Below are 14,147 nucleotides of genomic sequence, written 5' to 3' on the forward strand. Positions count from 1 at the left end.
TATATGGCGCGTGGAGACACCAAGCAGTCGGCGCTTTTGAGCCTCCTCAGCTGCGCGCGCGGCACGACGATTCGTGAAATGACCGATGTGACCGGATGGCGCGCAAACACCGTTCATTCCGCGCTTGCCACGCTGCGAAAGCGGGGATGGCAGATTTCCGTGGAGCAGATCGCGGCGGAAAAGCGATACCAGATCACCGCGGGGCCGGAGACCAAGGCCGCCGCCTCAGAGCAGCCGCGCCCCGGCGCATAGCACCGCCGAAAAAATCAGAAGCCGTATTTCTCGCGGCGCAGCCGGAAGGCGGCCTCGCCGCCCTCCATGATTTGCTTGATTGCGTCGCGCGCATCCTCAACGTCGATCGCCCCCACGCCCTTGATCGTGCCCCGGGATTGATCGCCCGTCGTGCGGTAGCCGAACCAGGCCACGAGTTCGGCGTCGCCATTGACGACGAGGTTGGCGTTGTGGCTGGCGAACACGATCTGGCGCAGCTTTTTCGCAGCCCAGAGCTGCTCGACAATCTCGAGCATGACCGGGTTGTCCAGGTCCTCTTCCGGCTGGTCGATCAGCAGCGGCGGTCCGGGCTGGTTCAGCAACGTCTTCAGCAGGGCCGTCGCTTGTTGGCCGGCCGAGGCATTCTTGAAGGGGATATACTCCCCTTCCCGGGCTCGGAATTCGTAGATCGGCACGGATTCGATCGGCGTCAGTGAAAGCACGAGCCAGTTTTCCGGGGTGAAGTGCTGCGCGATCCGGTCGATGTCGCCGGCGTTCAGCCCCATGCCGAGAAGCGCGACGGCGCCCGGGCGCGTGCCAGGCGGTCCGCGCTCGGCATCATAGTCTGCTAGGCCTTCCAGTTCCGTGAGGGCGGCCAGCCATGCGGCCTTGGGGTCGGCCGCGGCGATGATCGCCTCACCCAGCGCATCAAGCCGCGCCGATTGCACCCTCGAGCCCTGCAGCGCCGAGCGTAGGCTTGCGACGAAAGCCGCGGGGTCGGCATAACGCTTAACGCCGACGCGGATCAGGCCGCCAGAACGGGCGGTCAGTGCCGCACACTCGCGATCGACCAGATCGTCATGCTCGGCTTGCGCACCCAGCCATTGGTCGCGTGCCGTCGAATAATTCTCGTCTGCTGTCGCCAGGGTCGCCAGCGTCTCGCGGGTCCGCGTCGTCTCGGCGGCCAGCTCCGCTACGCGGGCTTCCATCGCGCGAAGCTGTTGCAGCTTTTCGGTATGGGACGACGAGCGCTCCATAGCCGCAGCATATTCGGTCTGAAACGCTGCATGGCCGGCATCCCAAGCCTCCCAGGGGCCTGCGGCCACGTCCCCGCCTTCGATCACTCCCGCGGCGACCGTGATTTCGGAGAGCGCCGCCAAGGCTGATTCCAGCAGCCCGTCGTATTGGGTGCGGGCAGCCTCTAGCGTTTCCTTCATGGCGGACGGCTCGGCCGGAACTGGCTGCAGCGACGCTAGCTGCGCCTGGACAAGCTGGCGCAGCTCGCGCGCCTTCTCGCTGATCGTGCCCGCCCCGACTTTCCAAGAGGCGATGAGAGAACCTGCTGACGTATAGTGCTGCCCCTGCTCGAGCAGTGCGCGATAGACGTCAGACAGCCCCGTCAGCGACGCGCGTATCGTGTTCGCCTGTTGGGTGATCGAGCGCTCTTCGAGCTGGCGCTTGTGCAGCGTCCGCGTAAGATCACGGAACCGCTGGCGGGTGGCATAGGCCTCCCGGATACGGTTCGCGCGGTCGAGGGTTTGACGCTGCAGCCGGTCAAGGTCGCCTCTGATCGGCGCCGTGATGAAACGCGTCAGCTCCTCAATCCGCACGCTGACGTCGCTGAGTTGCTTTTGGCTGTAGGCCTGAATGGGGAGAAGTGCCCTCACTTCTTCCTCGGTGCAGGGCTGCAGGACCCCGGCGCCGATTTTCATCTGCACGCTGCCGTCGACACTGGCGCGCCGGACCAGGTGCGGCACGCCGTTGGGCCGCGCTCGTCGCGTCGGGCGTCGTCCTCAACAAGGACGGCAGCTTCCAGCGCACCGCGCGGTTTCGGGGGCCCGATCTCGACTCCGCGACGCCCGCCGAACTGGTCGCGACGACCGCGCGCCTCTGCGCATGCTCACCGTCATGGGGTTCCCGAGCCAGACCTGGCCGGGCCTAGGGTCCGAAGCGGGCACGTCCTCCGACCAGAATGATCTGACGCAGGCGCTTCGCCGCGGTGCTTCCGACAGCATCAGCCAAACCGGCCGCCAGGTGGTCGGCCGATCGCTCGACATCCAGCCGACGATCACCGTGCGGCCGGGCTTCCCGGTGCGCGTGATCGTCACCCGTGACCTGATCCTCGAACCCTACCGGGGGTGACATCATGACGAAGCTGAAACTGGGCGTGCTCGCCGACGAGCGTCCGGTCCGCATGACCATCGAACTCCCCGCGGCCGCTCAACGCGATCTGGTGGCCTATGCCGACGTGCTCGCCACCGAGACCGGCACGCGGATCGAGCCCACCAAGCTGATTGCGCCGATGCTGGCCCGCTTCATCGCATCCGACCGCGCGTTAGCCAAAGCCCGGCGGGCGATGGCCGCCGGTCAGCCGCCTTCCGAATAGCGGCTCTTCAGCATCGACCAGAAACGGCGCAAGGGCGGGTTGTCGTTGCCTGGGTGTCGGTAGGCTGTGAGCATCTCTCTTGTCCGACCAGTCGCGCCGACGAGCGGCACCGCCACTGCGCCGTCGGGCAGATGGCCAAGATCAGATTCGATCATCATCGCAACGCCGCGGCCCATGGCGACTAATGTCAGAAGCGTGTCGCGGTTCACGGTGTGAAGTCGCCGGTCGGGCCATCGGCCAGGACCGCCTAGCCGCGCGATCAGTGCGTTTTCGGCTTCCGGTCCAGCATCCCGCGTGGAAAACAGTAACGTCTCATCAGCCAGTCGCTCCCACCCGATTTCACCCTCGCTCGCGAATGAATGCGTCGCCGGCACGATCGCAAAGGCCTGCTCGCGCCAAAGCGCGAGCGCCTCACCGAGAACGGGATCCGGTGCACCGATCAACACCGTCACGTCGATCGTGCGCGCGTTCACCCTCGAGGTAGAGCGCCACCGTCGCGCGCACTTCCTGCGGCATCACCGTGGCGCCAGCTGCTGGGGACCATTTTGGGGTCACATGGCCGACGGCGAGGATCTTGGTGGTCGGCGTCTGCATGCCCGGCGGCAGGGCAGCCGGCGCTTGAGCCTGGGCTGCCCCGGTGCAAGCGAGCCCGAGGATGACGCTGATGGCGAGGACGGCAAGGGGTGGGCGCAACATCAAGGGTCTCACTGCAAGGTCAGCGATATGGCTGCATATGCAGTGATATTACCGAATGGCGTAGCTGTCCAGCGGAATTAATCCAATTGCAGCTTTCTGCCGGCGAGGTCCAAGAGGCCGTTCAGGGCCAGCGCGGTTTCCTCCCCGACCTTTTGGCGAAGTTCCCGCTGCGCCGCCTCCCAATAAGGCGCGGCGCTCGCCAGTTGATCGCGCCCGAGATCTGTAAGGTGCACGAGCCTGGATCGGCGGTCGGTCTGGTCCTGGGCGCTGGCGACCCAACCCTTTTGCTCAAGAGGTTTGAGCGTCCGCAACAGCGTCGTCGGGTCCATACCAATCAAGTCCGCCAAGCCTTTGATTGAGATAGCGTCTCGCCATACACTCACGCCATGGAGCTGGGCGAGGACCCCAAACTGGCCGATCGTTACGCCTGAGGCCGCGATGTGCGCGTCGAAGAGCTGTGTCGCAATCCGGGTTGATCGGCGAAGTCTCAGGCAGGTGCACCCGGCGATCTCCCGGATGTCTACGCCGCCGACCACCGGATCTCGAAGACGCGGCGTTTGGTCGGTGATTTCAGGCGGAATCATAATCAAAACTCCAAGTCGGCTCACTGCATATACATATAAATGGTGGAGACGTGGATCGCTGACAAGCATGTCGCAGCCTCTGATCCCCGCTTCCAGGATTTCCGCTCCCACGCCGACATCATCGGTGCAACGCGAGGGCCTGGATTGCCATTGCTGCGGTCAACCCAGAGCACGGCCCACCGTTTCTAGCAGGAATTCTGCATAGGCGCGGATCCGGCCAGGTGGGGCGATGTTGGTGCGATAAAGCAGACTTACAGGGATGGGCGCGGCTCCCCAATCCGGCAATATGTTCGCCAACCTGCCGGCGGCCACCGCCGGCGCCGCCACAAAGCGGGGGACCACGGCGATGCCGGCCCCATTCTCCGCGGCAAGGCAGACCGCGTCGGGATCGTCGATCTGCAGGCGCGGGTTATAGCGGATCGTGGCGATCTCCTTGCCGCGGCGCAGCTCGACCTGGTGCGCCTTGTTGGGCGGCCCAAGCTCGATCAGTTGGTGGTGCTTCAAGTCGTCGGGCCGCTCGGGCGCACCGTATGCCGCGAGATAGGCGGGCGAGGCGACAACCACGAAATCGATCTCGCCGAGCTTGCGATTGGCCAGATCCGGCCCAGCGGAGAAGCGCAGGCGGATCGCGATATCGACCTGACCCTCGCCGGACCCGACCTCGACCCGCGCGGGCGTCAGCCACAGCGCGACCTGCACATCGGGATGGCGATCAAGAAACGCCGGCAGGTGCGGCACCAGGAAATGGCGGGCGAAAGGGGCGGTGGCCGACACTGTCAGCTTGCCGCTTGCGCCGCGATTGCCGTTCTTGAGGACATTCTCTGTCTCGACGCCGTCGTCATACAGGCGGCGGGCGTGCGGCAGGAACGCGCGTCCTGCATCGGTCAGCGCGACCGTGCGCGACGTCCGCGCGAACAGTGCGCCGCCGAGCGTTCTCTCCAGCCGGTCGATCTGCCGGGCGACCGACGATTTCGGCATCCGCAGCCGCCGCGCGGCCTCACTGAAGCTGCCGGTCGCGTTGATTTCGAGAAAGACACGGAGGTCGCCGAGCTGGATCATCGTTCGCAATTCCGGGTCAAAGATGCACGAATATGCTCGGTTGAACCGGAACCGGTAAACCCATACCCTTTCGCCGGCAAGTGTCGCCGCCGCCTGAGCTCAAGGATCATCGCGGGTAAGAACCGTGGCTGCTTCTCCGCTTGGCGAGTTAGGAGAAGTCTAGTGGAACCAAAGAGCTATTTTCACCTGGTCGGCTACACCATCGCGCTGGCAGGGTTCGCGATGATCTATTTGTCGGTGCGACCGCGGCTGGTGGACTCGGGTCGCGACGGGCATCTGAAGGCGCTCATTCCCGTCCATTTCTTCCGCTATTTCGGGCTGACGGCGCTGCTGCCGGGCATCTTCGATCTCGCGCCGGCCGGCTTCTCGCAGGATTACCTGTTCCAGATCATGGCAGGCGACGTCCTCGTCGCGGTGCTGGCGCTGATCTCCTTTGCGCTGCTGCTGATGCGCAGCCCGGTACGCATCGTGTTCGCGTGGATTTTCAACATCGTCGGCACGCTCGACTATCTGAATGTGTGGAGTTTCATGCAATCGGGACCCCTGTAGCGGGGTGATGTGCGTCGAAGAGGGACCCCTCATTCCGTTGGTTTAAGCCTGACTGCTCAGCTTTCTCAGCGGCGGTCGAGATCGGGATGTTGGTGGTGGAGACTGTCGTCCGGATTCGGCGCGAGCACGCCGCTGGGAAGCCGATCAAGGCGATCGCGCGGGATTTGAACCTGTCGCGCAAGGTGGTCCGCAAGGCGATCCGGGCGCCGGAGGGGGCGTTCACCTACAAGCGGGACGTTCAGCCGCTTCCCAAGATCGGCCCCTTCAAGGATCGGTTGGAGGCCCTGCTGACGGAGAACGAGGCGCGACCGCGACGGGAGCGGCTGCGGGTGACGCGCCTCTGGGACCTGCTGGCGAGGGAGGGCTACGACGGGTCGTACGCTGCGGTTCGGCGATATGCGATCCGCTGGACGAGCGAGCGGCGGGCGGGCGTGGCCGATCCGGCTCTGGCGTTCGTACCGCTGACGTTCAGGCCGGGGGAATCCGCGCCGGTGCGCGCGGCCGCTACTACAACACCGTCGACCTGGTGAACCGGCTCGAGGAGGAGACCCGTCAGGGCAAGGCGGGCCACCTGGCCGACCAGCTCGCGCGACTCGACCTCGTGGTGCTCGACGAGCTCGGCTATCTGCCGTTCGCTCGCTCCGGCGGTCAGCTCCTCTTCCACCTCGTCAGCAAGCTCTACGAACGCACCTCGGTGATCATCACCACCAACCTGGCGTTCGGCGAATGGCCCACCGTCTTCGGCGATCCGAAGATGACCACGGCGCTCCTCGACCGACTGACCCACCACTGCGACATCGTCGAGACCGGCAACGAAAGCTGGCGGCTCAAGAACCGGTCCTAAAAACAACCCGTGTGGTGCGAGCGGCGGCTACGCGCTGCGCGGAATGAAAGCTCCGCGCTACGCCGCCGCTCGACGGACACCGATGCGCTGGGGGGGGCCTTCTTGGATGAAAAAAGGGGGTCCCGCTTCGCTGCAACTTTACAATCTGAATGCCGCGGTGAGGGTCACGCCGAGCATTCACGACGCCAACATCCTCGGGCCGTTCGGCTGGATCGTCATCACCGTGTTCTTGCCGGCCTGGCTCGTCAGTCACATCGGCATCTTCACGGCACTGCTGGCGAAACCGCGCGACTGAAGCGCGCGCGGATCGAGGACGACGACGATCAACGGGAGAGCAAGATGGCAGGTACGACCCAGGCGTGGGGCATCACCGGCTATGGGTCGATCGAGACGCTGGCGCTCATCGACTATCCCCTGGCCGATCCCGGCCCCGGCGAGTGGGCGGACGACGCCGGCGTCGGCTGGCACTACATCGCGCCGGGAAAGCCCCAGCAGAACGGCATCAACGAGAGCTTCAATGGCCGCCTTCGCGACGAGCTGTTGAACGCGACGCTGTTCCGCACCCTTCACCATGCCAGGGTTGTGCTCGCGAGCTGGCGACGCGATTATAACGAGAGGCGACCTCGCTCAAAACTCGGTTGGCAGACGCCGCGTGATTACGCTGCCAACTTCCGCCCGCGCCGTGATCTAGCGCTGCGCTACGCCGACGGCTCCGCGCCAGATCCCGCCGCCCAGCTCACCGAAAAACCTCAACCCCAACGCTGGAGCGAACTCACAACTGGATAAAACTTGGGGGCCACGTCGGAAGGGCAGCGAACCCTCCGATTTCTACGCCAGAGCACGCTATCGCCGCACGCCATTCTTAGAGGACTTTCAGCTACAGCATCTATCGTTCTCAATCGCCAGTGACAGCTGCGAAGGAGATTGAGCATGGGTCAGAGCGAGGATTTGAAGATCAGGAAAACAATTCGGCGCCACCAGCTTCGAGAGATGGTGCCGCTGGCCGACAGCACGATTTACGAGATGGAGCAGCGCGGGTGAATTTCCGCTGCGCTTCGCACTATCGCCGCGCTGCATCGTTTGGGACCTCGCGGAGGTTCAGGCTTGGCTGCTGGCGCGGCGCGCGAAACCTATCCATCGCGCACAACATCCCGACGTCACCAAGCGCAAGTCTCGCCCCGTCAAAGGGCAGGATCGAGAGCAACCAGCGGCATAGCGGGGGGCAGCAGCGTCGGCACATGCTTCCGACCCTCGACCCAGGCATCCACGATGTCAGCCCATTCCTGCATCATGTGTCGACGTTGAACTTCGTACTCCGCTTTGTTGTAGACACCGCGCGACGAGCGCCCGTCCTCGTGCGCCAGGCACTTTTCTATCCAGTCGCGGTTGAAGCCGAGTTCATTGAGCAGCGTCGATCCCGTGCGCCGCAGATCGTGGACGGTGAACGCCTCCAACGGCAGCCCTTCCGTCTTCGCCCGTTCGACCACAGAATAGGTAACCCGATTGAAGGTCGCGCGCGACATAGGGGCATCAGCATCATACCGAGAAGGCAGCAGATACCGAGAGTTGCCTGCGCATGTCTTGAGCGCGATCATGATGTCGAGAGTCTGTCGGCACAGGTAGACATTGTGTGGCCTCGACCGCTTCATGCGCTCCTTCGGGATCGTCCAGACCGCATTGTCGAAATCGACCTCGTCCCAAACAGCGTCCTGCAACTCGCTCTTCCGGACCATGGTGAGGAGGTAGAGCTTCATGCCAAGGCGGATCGTCGGCAGCGTCGCCACATGCTCCAGTTGCTTGAGCATGATGCGGATTTCGGTCGGTGAGAGCGAGCGGTCCTTGGGCGTGAAGGTGGCGATAGAGGCCGGCCCGACATCATCGGCGGGGTTCGCGACCTTCTCGCCGTGAAGAATGGCAAAGCCGTAGATCTGCTTCAGGATATCGCGCACATGGATCGCCGTCGCCGGCGCGCCCCGTTCCACGATTTTGGCACAGTGAGCGCGCAGGTCATCCGGCACGATCTCCGTCAGCAAACGGTTCCGCCAAAGCGGCAGTAGCTCCCGCTCGAAAATCGAGCGGCGCATTGCGCGGGTGCTGTCAGCCATCGGCGCGTTCATCAACCACTTTTCGCCGAACTCGCCGAAGCTCTTAGCCTCCTTGATCCGACGCTTGTCCCGCTGCTTCTCGATAGCGGGGGACCGCCCCTCGGTTATCGCCCGGCGTGCGTCCAGGCATAGTTCGCGGGCCCGGGCGAGCGAGATCCCGTCTCGCGCGTACTTGCCTAGATAGACGGTCTCCCGCCTTCCATTCAGCCGATAATCGAGCCTGAAAGAGATGGCGCCCGACGGCGCGACACGCACGTACATGCCATCCCGATCGGTGACCTTGTACATTTTGTCTCTAGGTTTGAGAGCCTTAAGTGCTGCGTCCGTCAACATACTAAGCCACCTCGCGAAAAGTACCGTCACGCGTTTTTCGGAGGCTAGCGGCGTAAAACTCGCTTTCTTTCCAGTGCCTTAGTTCTGGAAAAGTACCGTCACGAGCCTCAACGCCCGTGACGGTACTTTCGATTTTCCGGTTGATCAATGGGGGCGAGGTCCGTCAGCGGGGCCGCCAGACGCGATCCATGCCCACCGATAGCTACCGATAGCTGCTGACAGCAATACTATTTTATTTCAGCGTGTTAGATAGTGCCGTGGCGTAGTTTCGGATAGCCCCGGATAGGCAAAAATCATTCCCACTCGATCGTGCCCGGGGGTTTGCTCGTAAAATCGTAGACGACGCGATTGATGCCCGCGACTTCGTTGACGATGCGCGTCGCCACGCGGGAGAGGAAGGCGGGATCGAAGGGGTAGACGTCGGCGGTCATACCATCGGTCGAGGTGACCGCCCGGAGCGCACAGACGCTGTCATAAGTGCGGTGATCGCCCATCACGCCGACGCTGCGGACGGGGAGCAGCACCGCGAACGCCTGCCAGATCGCATCGTAAAGGCCCGCGTTGCGGATCTCCTCGAGATAGATGGCATCGGCCTTGCGCAAGATGTCGCAGCGTTCGCGCGTCACTTCGCCCGGAATGCGGATCGCAAGGCCGGGGCCGGGGAAAGGGTGGCGGCCGACAAAGGCTTCGGTCAGGCCAAGCTCGCGGCCCAGCACGCGCACTTCATCCTTGAACAATTCGCGCAGCGGCTCGACGAGCTTCATGTTCATCCGCTCGGGCAGCCCGCCGACATTGTGGTGGCTCTTGATCGTCACCGAAGGCCCGCCGGTGAAGCTGACGCTCTCGATCACATCGGGATAGAGCGTGCCCTGCGCCAGGAAATCGGCGCCGCCGATCTTTTTCGCCTCGGCATCGAACACATCGATGAAGGTCTTGCCGATGAATTTGCGCTTGGCCTCGGGATCGGTCAGCCCGGCGAGGCCGTCCATGAACAGATCCTGCGCCTGCACGTGGACCAGCGGAATGTTGTAATGGTTGCGGAACAGCGCCACGACCTGCTCCGCCTCACCGGCGCGCAGGATGCCGCCATCGACGAACACGCAGGTCAATTGATCGCCGATCGCTTCGTGGATCAGCACCGCCGCCACCGCACTATCGACCCCGCCCGAAAGCCCGCAGATCACCTTGCCCGTGCCGACCTGTGCGCGGATTTCGGCGATCTTGGCGGAGCGGAACTCGGCCATCGTCCAGTCGCCGGTGAGGCCGCAGACGTGGCGCGCGAAATTGGCGATCAGCTTGCCGCCATCGGGGGTGTGGACCACTTCGGGGTGGAACATCATCGAATAGAAGCGGCGGGCTTCGTCCGTAGCGATCGCGAAGGGCGCGCCCGGGGAACGCGCGACGACCGAAAAGCCGGGCGCCAGCGCCTCGACCCGATCGCCATGGCTCATCCACACCTGATGCGTCTCGCCGACCGCCCAGAGCCCATCGAACAGCGCGGATTCGGCCACGACTTCGATGAAGGCCCGCCCGAACTCCCGCTCGTCCGATCCGGCGACGTGGCCGCCGAGCTGCTGGTGCATCGTCTGCTGGCCATAACAGATCGCGAGGATCGGCAGCCCCGCCTCGAAGAACCGCTGCGGCGCGCGCGGGCTATCCTCCCACATCACCGAAGAGGGGCCGCCCGAGAAGATGATCCCCTTGGGATTGAGCCGATCGAAGGCGGCATCGGCGGCGCTATACGGCGCAATTTCGCTATAAACGCCCGCCTCGCGCACGCGCCGGGCGATGAGCTGCGTCACCTGGCTGCCGAAATCGACGATTAGGATACAATCGGAAGGCGCAACGCTCATGACGAGCGGATAATGGCGCTTTCCCGCCCTGTCCAGCGCCGCTCTATACGCTTCATTTACCATTATAACTTAGGGCTGAAGGCCAAGTTTTTGTAACCAAGAGTTGCCTATGCCGCGCCGAATCCGAACATTGCTGTCGATGTTGCGGGAGGAAGTGCAGCGCTACGCCGATCATTCGGAACGCATCGCCAGCCACACCAATCTGCTCGCCCTCAACGCCACGATCGAGGCGGCACGATCGGGCGAGGCGGGGCGCGGTTTCTCGATCGTCGCGCAGGAGGTGAAGGCGCTCGCCAATCAAAGCAAGATTGCGGCAGCCGGCTTCCGCGCCGAGGTGCTCGATCGGCTCGCGTTCGGCGCGCGCATCGCCGACGAGATGCTGGAGGAGATCGAGGGCGCGCGGCTGATCGATGTCGCGCGCGGCAAGATGCAGCAGATCACCCGCTCGCTCGCCGCGCGATCGCCGCACCTGGGGTTGATGGCGACCGGCCCGGCGATCATCGCCGCCTGCATCAGCGATGATCCGGAGGTACTCGAAAGCGCCGCCGATCGACTGCGCTATCTTACGCATATCAGCCAGGATTATGTGAATGCCTTCGTCGTCGGCGCCAACGGACGGCTCATCATCTCGGACAAGCCCGTCGATAGTTTGCGCGCGCATGATTTCAGCGGTGCGCCGCAGTTCAACAAGGCGCTCTCGAGCAGCGGCGACGAATGGTTCACCGATGCGGTGTGGCAGAACCCCTTCTCCAATAACCGGGGCGTACTCGTCTTCGTCCAGGCGATCCGCGCGCCCGGCAGCCGCAAGCCGATCGGCGTGCTCTATCTGGAGTTTGATTGGGAACGGTTGATGGACGAAGTGCTGACCGTCCCGGAAAGCAACGGCAGCGCGCTCAAGATCACGATCGTCGATAGCGACGATCGATTGGTCGGATCCTCATGGGGCGGCCCGTTCGGATCGCACATGGCGATGCCGGCGGGCACGACGAGCGGCATCGAGCGCCGCGCCGATTCGGTTGCGGCTTTTGCAGCGGCAACACCATTCCGCGGCTTTTCCGGGCTTGGTTTCCGCTGCCTGATCGAGCTGCCGATGGCGACCGACGCCGAAATCGCCGCCTCGATCGCGCCGATGGCAAAGGCGGCGTAAGTCAAGCCCCTCCCCTTCAGGGGAGGGGTTGGGGGTGGGGGTCATCCCCAAGGTGCGAGTTCCGATTGTTGCCGAACTGCCCCACCCCAACCCCTCCCCTAAAGGGGAGGGGCTTTAACGTTGCGCCGTTCCGGCTAAGCTGCCCGCAAATCTTCGGGGGCCGCGCTTACCTACATGAACCGTTTCATTCTCGGCCCGATCGGCGTGCTGCTTATCCTCGCCATCGCGGTGGCGCTCTCCAACAACCGACGCGCGATCCGGCTGCGCGTCGTCGGGGCGGCGTTCGCGCTGCAGGTCTTTATCGCGGTGATGGTGCTGTACGTGCCGTGGGGCCGGGCCGCGATCGGCTGGCTGGCGGGCGGCGTTGCCGATCTGCTCGGCTATGCGCAGGCTGGGACCAATTTCATCTTCGGCCCGCTGGCCGCACCCGAAATCGGCGGCCATGCCTTCGCGCTCGCCGCCTTGCCGGTGATCATCTTCTTCGCGGCGTTGGTGTCGATCCTCTATTATCTCAACATCATGCAGGCCGTGGTGCGCTGGGTGGGCGGCGCGATCGAGAGCGTGATCGGCGTCTCGAAGGTCGAGAGCCTGTGCGCGGCGGCGAACATCTTCGTCGGCCAATCCGAATCGCCGCTGGTGATCCGGCCCTATCTGGCGGCACTCGCCCCCAGCCAATTGTTCGCGGTGATGACGAGCGGCATGGCCGGCGTCGCGGGCACGATCCTCGCGGCTTATGCGGCGATGGGCATACGCATCGATTATCTGCTTGCGGCAAGCTTCATGTCCGCGCCCGCCGGCTTGCTCATGGCCAAGCTGATGATGCCCGATCCTCCGGGCGAAGTGCCTTCGGACCATCCCGCCAGCGAGGATGAGGGCATCGCCGTCGCCGAGCAGCAGGGCGATGAGGAGAAGCCCGCCAACATCATCATGGCCGCGGCGCAGGGCGCGCAGCTCGGCGTGCGGCTGGCGGTGGCAGTGGGAGCGATGGTGCTGGCGTTCGTGGCGCTGGTCGCGCTGGCCAACGGCCTGCTCGCGGGCGTCGGCCATTGGTTCGGGATTGCGGATCTCAGCTTCCAGCAGCTGCTGGGCTATATCTTCGCGCCGCTGATGTATCTGCTCAACGTGCCGTGGAGCGAGGCGGGTGCCGCAGGCGGGCTGTTCGGCGAGAAGATCGTGCTCAACGAATTCGTCGCCTACATCCACCTCGGTAAGCTCGGCCCCGCGCTCAGCCCCCATACACAGGCGGTGGTCACCTTCGCGCTGTGCGGCTTCGCCAATTTCTCCTCGATCGCGATCCAGATGGCGGTGACGGGCAACCTCGCTCCCAACCAGCGCCCGATGATCGCCAAACTCGGCCTGCGCGCGCTGGTGGCGGGCAGCCTTGCCAATCTGATGTCCGCGGCGCTGGCGGGGATGCTCGTCGTTTAGCCCGAAACGAGCTTGCTCAACGAGAATTCGATCGGGCTCGCCGAGGTCAACCGCGCGACGAATCCCATTTCACGTTCGAGGTTGACCGCGGCCTGCTCGTCACCGCTTTCGATTGAGGTAACCTCACGCAGGCCATGTGCCGTGGCGTAGGCGAGCGTATGTTCCATCAACGTCCAGGCGATGCCCAGGTTTTTCCACTCGGCGTGGACGGACAGGGCGACCTCAGCGCTGGATGCATCCGAAGCATCGGCCAGCGTGCTCGCGGCCACGGCGATGCCGGTCGGCTCGAAGGCCAGAAAGGTGATGCTGGTATCCGGATCATAATCCATCAGCGGCGCAAGCTCGGCCGCGCCGATGGGGTGCAGGGTGCCGACGAAGCGGGATCGGAGATCCTCGGGCGTCACATGCTCAAAGAGCCCGGCGAGCAGTGCGGCGTCTTCGGGCGTCGCTGGCCGAATGTGCAGCGCAACGCCGCCCCGCGTAACCGGATCGCCCACCAGCATGTCTTGCACCAGGCCCGATGGCAGCATCGCCATCGCCCTGACGCTCTCCGATGCCGAGGCGCGCTCCCGCAGGTTGCGATCGGCGACTTCGGCCAAGCCATCATAGGCAGTTTCGAGCTGGGCATGCGCGAGGCGTGCGCCGCTATCCTTTGAAGCGATCATCGCGGCGTGCGATTCCCGCGCGCGGCGCATGAAATAGACTTTCTCGGCGGCAAAAGGCATGGCGGACTCCTCGTCAGAGCGGGAGCCCAAAGCCTCTCTCAGCCCCATCATGCTCGAAGGCGACATGGAGTGGCACTAGGCTGTATCGACATTCAGGATTTCCATTTGGCGTGATGTCTGATTCATGAGGTACCGCGATTTGCGGGGGCATCATGGGTATCAAGCGCTACGAGTTGAGTGACGTGCAGTGGGTTCGGATCGAGCCATTGCTGCCGGGTAAGCGGTCCG

At 64.1% G+C, this 14,147-nt stretch carries 14 protein-coding genes and 4 pseudogenes; 11 read left to right on the forward strand and 7 right to left on the reverse strand.

All coding sequences use genetic code 11. The features are described from left to right. Positions 1-3 precede the first annotated feature (3 nt). Positions 4-252 carry a DUF3489 domain-containing protein gene (locus FHS31_RS11550; RefSeq protein ID WP_167073629.1) on the forward strand — a complete coding sequence of 83 codons (249 nt, stop codon included), beginning with the start codon at positions 4-6 and terminating at the stop codon, positions 250-252. A 14-nt stretch (positions 253-266) separates the two neighbouring features. Here the strand turns inward: FHS31_RS11550 and FHS31_RS11555 are convergent. Further along, positions 267-1,973: pseudogene (locus FHS31_RS11555) on the reverse strand (TrlF family AAA-like ATPase); the annotation flags it as partial. Between the two features lie 145 nt (positions 1,974-2,118). On the opposite strand from FHS31_RS11555, the gene FHS31_RS11560 reads away from it, so the two are divergent. Next, on the forward strand, positions 2,119-2,352 hold the full coding sequence (locus FHS31_RS11560; protein ID WP_243843423.1) for a TrbI/VirB10 family protein: 234 nt from the start codon (positions 2,119-2,121) through the stop codon (positions 2,350-2,352). Between the two features lie 4 nt (positions 2,353-2,356). Further along, positions 2,357-2,596, forward strand: a complete 240-nt coding sequence (locus FHS31_RS11565; RefSeq protein WP_167073631.1) for a DUF2274 domain-containing protein — start codon at positions 2,357-2,359, stop codon at positions 2,594-2,596. On the opposite strand, the gene FHS31_RS11570 is transcribed toward FHS31_RS11565, so the two are convergent. From FHS31_RS11570 to FHS31_RS11580, 3 genes are all read right to left on the reverse strand, one after another. Next, positions 2,578-3,069 carry a LysR substrate-binding domain-containing protein gene (locus tag FHS31_RS11570; RefSeq protein WP_167073633.1) on the reverse strand — a complete coding sequence of 164 codons (492 nt, stop codon included), beginning with the start codon at positions 3,067-3,069 and terminating at the stop codon, positions 2,578-2,580. The genes FHS31_RS11565 and FHS31_RS11570 overlap by 19 nt on opposite strands. Before the next feature lie 300 nt (positions 3,070-3,369). Next, positions 3,370-3,876 (reverse strand): MarR family winged helix-turn-helix transcriptional regulator, encoded by a 507-nt coding sequence (locus FHS31_RS11575; RefSeq protein WP_167073635.1) that lies wholly within the window; start codon positions 3,874-3,876, stop codon positions 3,370-3,372. Between the two features lie 159 nt (positions 3,877-4,035). Further along, on the reverse strand, positions 4,036-4,935 hold the full coding sequence (locus FHS31_RS11580; protein WP_167073637.1) for a LysR family transcriptional regulator: 900 nt from the start codon (positions 4,933-4,935) through the stop codon (positions 4,036-4,038). A 162-nt stretch (positions 4,936-5,097) separates the two neighbouring features. Between FHS31_RS11580 and FHS31_RS11585 the strand changes: the two genes are divergently transcribed. From FHS31_RS11585 to FHS31_RS16800, 6 genes and pseudogenes are all read left to right on the forward strand, one after another. Continuing rightward, positions 5,098-5,484: a hypothetical protein gene (locus tag FHS31_RS11585; protein WP_167073639.1), complete on the forward strand. Its 387-nt coding sequence runs from the start codon at positions 5,098-5,100 to the stop codon at positions 5,482-5,484. A gap of 86 nt (positions 5,485-5,570) precedes the next feature. After that, positions 5,571-5,969 (forward strand): annotated as a pseudogene (locus tag FHS31_RS11590) (IS21 family transposase); the annotation flags it as partial. After that, positions 5,963-6,328, forward strand: a pseudogene (locus FHS31_RS11595) (ATP-binding protein); the annotation flags it as partial. The pseudogenes FHS31_RS11590 and FHS31_RS11595, both read left to right, overlap by 7 nt. A gap of 106 nt (positions 6,329-6,434) precedes the next feature. Then, complete coding sequence (locus FHS31_RS11600; protein ID WP_167073641.1) at positions 6,435-6,623, forward strand: hypothetical protein; 189 nt, start codon at positions 6,435-6,437, stop codon at positions 6,621-6,623. 143 nt (positions 6,624-6,766) lie between these two features. After that, positions 6,767-7,114: pseudogene (locus FHS31_RS11605) on the forward strand (integrase core domain-containing protein); the annotation flags it as partial. A gap of 262 nt (positions 7,115-7,376) precedes the next feature. Further along, positions 7,377-7,544, forward strand: a complete 168-nt coding sequence (locus FHS31_RS16800) for a hypothetical protein (protein WP_425057233.1) — start codon at positions 7,377-7,379, stop codon at positions 7,542-7,544. Here FHS31_RS16800 and FHS31_RS11615 read toward each other — a convergent pair. Both FHS31_RS11615 and guaA read right to left on the reverse strand, forming a co-directional pair. Further along, entirely contained in the window at positions 7,510-8,766 is a 1,257-nt protein-coding gene (locus FHS31_RS11615) for a tyrosine-type recombinase/integrase (protein ID WP_167073645.1), read from the reverse strand. The genes FHS31_RS16800 and FHS31_RS11615 overlap by 35 nt on opposite strands. A gap of 293 nt (positions 8,767-9,059) precedes the next feature. Then, positions 9,060-10,619 (reverse strand): glutamine-hydrolyzing GMP synthase, encoded by a 1,560-nt coding sequence (gene guaA, locus FHS31_RS11620; RefSeq protein ID WP_167073647.1) that lies wholly within the window; start codon positions 10,617-10,619, stop codon positions 9,060-9,062. A gap of 109 nt (positions 10,620-10,728) precedes the next feature. Here guaA and FHS31_RS11625 point away from each other — a divergent pair, with 109 nt between their 5' ends. Further along, the gene (locus FHS31_RS11625; RefSeq protein WP_167073649.1) at positions 10,729-11,766 is read left to right on the forward strand and encodes a methyl-accepting chemotaxis protein; all 1,038 of its coding nucleotides are present in this window, start codon (positions 10,729-10,731) and stop codon (positions 11,764-11,766) included. Positions 11,767-11,940: 174 nt separating this feature from the next. Then, on the forward strand, positions 11,941-13,194 hold the full coding sequence (locus FHS31_RS11630; protein WP_167073651.1) for a NupC/NupG family nucleoside CNT transporter: 1,254 nt from the start codon (positions 11,941-11,943) through the stop codon (positions 13,192-13,194). On the opposite strand, the gene FHS31_RS11635 is transcribed toward FHS31_RS11630, so the two are convergent. Further along, positions 13,191-13,919 (reverse strand): GNAT family N-acetyltransferase, encoded by a 729-nt coding sequence (locus tag FHS31_RS11635; protein WP_167073653.1) that lies wholly within the window; start codon positions 13,917-13,919, stop codon positions 13,191-13,193. The two genes, FHS31_RS11630 and FHS31_RS11635, sit on opposite strands and share 4 nt — an antisense overlap. Positions 13,920-14,147: the final 228 nt, after the last annotated feature.

This window comes from Sphingomonas vulcanisoli, assembly GCF_011761305.1.
Taxonomy (GTDB): Bacteria; Pseudomonadota; Alphaproteobacteria; order Sphingomonadales; family Sphingomonadaceae; genus Sphingomonas_I; species Sphingomonas_I vulcanisoli.

What these genes read in the sequence shown, in the direction of transcription:
- FHS31_RS11575 (WP_167073635.1), bottom strand. Translation starts at nt 3,876, where the DNA reads ATGATTCCGCCTGAAATCACCGACCAAACGCCGCGTCTTCGAGATCCG.
- FHS31_RS11560 (WP_243843423.1), top strand. Translation starts at nt 2,119, where the DNA reads ATGGGGTTCCCGAGCCAGACCTGGCCGGGCCTAGGGTCCGAAGCGGGC.
- FHS31_RS11630 (WP_167073651.1), top strand. Translation starts at nt 11,941, where the DNA reads ATGAACCGTTTCATTCTCGGCCCGATCGGCGTGCTGCTTATCCTCGCC.
- FHS31_RS11625 (WP_167073649.1), top strand. Translation starts at nt 10,729, where the DNA reads ATGCCGCGCCGAATCCGAACATTGCTGTCGATGTTGCGGGAGGAAGTG.
- FHS31_RS11580 (WP_167073637.1), bottom strand. Translation starts at nt 4,935, where the DNA reads ATGATCCAGCTCGGCGACCTCCGTGTCTTTCTCGAAATCAACGCGACC.
- FHS31_RS11635 (WP_167073653.1), bottom strand. Translation starts at nt 13,919, where the DNA reads ATGCCTTTTGCCGCCGAGAAAGTCTATTTCATGCGCCGCGCGCGGGAA.
- FHS31_RS11550 (WP_167073629.1), top strand. Translation starts at nt 4, where the DNA reads ATGGCGCGTGGAGACACCAAGCAGTCGGCGCTTTTGAGCCTCCTCAGC.
- guaA (WP_167073647.1), bottom strand. Translation starts at nt 10,619, where the DNA reads ATGAGCGTTGCGCCTTCCGATTGTATCCTAATCGTCGATTTCGGCAGC.
- FHS31_RS11565 (WP_167073631.1), top strand. Translation starts at nt 2,357, where the DNA reads ATGACGAAGCTGAAACTGGGCGTGCTCGCCGACGAGCGTCCGGTCCGC.
- FHS31_RS11615 (WP_167073645.1), bottom strand. Translation starts at nt 8,766, where the DNA reads ATGTTGACGGACGCAGCACTTAAGGCTCTCAAACCTAGAGACAAAATG.
- FHS31_RS11600 (WP_167073641.1), top strand. Translation starts at nt 6,435, where the DNA reads ATGAAAAAAGGGGGTCCCGCTTCGCTGCAACTTTACAATCTGAATGCC.